The 1,515-nt window shown below is 47.9% G+C and carries 1 protein-coding gene and 3 pseudogenes; all 4 read left to right on the plus strand.

Annotated elements, in window-relative coordinates; translation table 11 throughout:
* Positions 1-172: pseudogene (locus QZ506_RS02955) on the plus strand (IS5/IS1182 family transposase); the annotation flags it as partial.
* 72 nt (positions 173-244) lie between these two features.
* Positions 245-451 (plus strand): annotated as a pseudogene (locus QZ506_RS02960) (IS1 family transposase); the annotation flags it as partial.
* 156 nt (positions 452-607) lie between these two features.
* Positions 608-931, plus strand: a pseudogene (locus QZ506_RS02965) (helix-turn-helix domain-containing protein); the annotation flags it as partial.
* A 223-nt stretch (positions 932-1,154) separates the two neighbouring features.
* Positions 1,155-1,385, plus strand: coding sequence for a hypothetical protein (locus tag QZ506_RS02970; RefSeq protein ID WP_291968960.1), 231 nt, complete (start codon positions 1,155-1,157; stop codon positions 1,383-1,385).
* Positions 1,386-1,515 lie beyond the last annotated feature (130 nt).

The raw sequence follows: 1,515 nt of genomic DNA on the forward strand, positions 1-1,515 counted from the left end.
CTATCACCGGCGCTCAGTGGCTGAAACGGCCATGTTCCGGTTCAAAAGGCTTCTGGGTGGTCATCTAAGTCTGAGAGACTACGATGCTCAGGTGGGTGAAGCCATGTCCATGGTCAAAGCGCTTAACCGGATCACGCTATCAGGAATGCCGAACAGTATTCGCATCACGTAACAATCTACCCGTATGGGGCGTAGTCGTTACAAGTTCTGATTTATTCAACAAAGCCTCGTCAGTCATGCAAACACGGATGGCTACAGGGCTTACAACGACGAACTTCCAAAAGTAAAACACATTGTTAGCAAGCTGTATACACAGCGTATTGAGCGTACTCATCTGACACTGCGTAACCGATTGCAACGGCTCAATCGCAAGACTCTCGGATATTCAAAATCATCCGAAATGCACGATAGGATCATCGGTACTTACATAGAACGCGAGTACTACGTTTGATGCTACATCAACCCATTGAATACACGACCTGCTCATGAAGAATTGGACTTTATCTGTATTAGTCGCGACTAGATCTGACACTGGACCTTGAAAGGTTGAGAGTTACCGGTTTTGATATGGGTGTCTAATCCTTAAACAAAACGCGAGGTAACTCTCATGCTTCGTACTAACAATCCCATTATCAAACACAAAGCCGGCCTGCTCAATCTCGCCGAAGAACTCGGTAACGTATCAAAAGCCTACAAGATCATGGGCGTGTCACGCGATACATTTTACCGTTATCAGAAACTGGCTGCTGAAGGCGGCATTGATGCGCTGGTTAACCAGAACCGCCGGGTTCCGAACCTGAAGAACCGCGCCGACGAAGCCACTGAACGCGCGGTTGTTGATTATGCTATTGAGTTCCCGCCCCATGGGCAGCACCGGACTAGTAATGAGCTGCGTAAAAAAGGCGTATTTATCTCCGGCAGCGGTGTGCGCTTGTAGCCGCGAAAATTGTTTGATACTGATTTGAAGGGTATTTGATTCGCGGTGATACCCCTCCGGCGCATATCAAATACCTTCCAAACCAGCGCAACTTTCAACCGATAAAACCATCTCTAACCTTCCATGTTTCCTTCCACTGGACTGTCAGATCCCACCGAGTTAGTGTGCGTCGCACTACAGGCCTGTAGGTTTCTTAGTCGCTTAGAAGGAATTGACCATGAACTTTTATCAGATTCGCCAGACCATGACTGACGATGCGTATGACGTTATCTCAGCTTTCGGTCAGACGGCCTCACTGACCCTACAGGCCATCGCCTACATGACTGGACAACGGGAACACGCCACCCGCTTCATACTTGAGCAAATGGCGGTATTTGATGTAGCCGTCGAAAATAACGGCCTGTGGTGCCTTTCAGAAGGGTTTAAAGCCTCGATGCGGCTTTGTTGAATAAATAGATTTTATGCTGGCAGCCCAGCGAAACGACGGATCCTCGCAACGTAAAATCATGCAGTTAGGCATCATGAGAAAAGTGTACACCTGAGATGACAAGCATTTTCAACCAAAACTGGCATGGAAA

This window comes from Candidatus Symbiopectobacterium sp. (genome assembly GCF_020054415.1).
In the GTDB taxonomy this organism is placed as follows: domain Bacteria; phylum Pseudomonadota; class Gammaproteobacteria; order Enterobacterales; family Enterobacteriaceae; genus Symbiopectobacterium.

Excerpts from the sequence above, each read along its gene's own strand:
- QZ506_RS02970 (WP_291968960.1), top strand. The coding sequence starts at position 1,155 with ATGAACTTTTATCAGATTCGCCAGACCATGACTGACGATGCGTATGAC.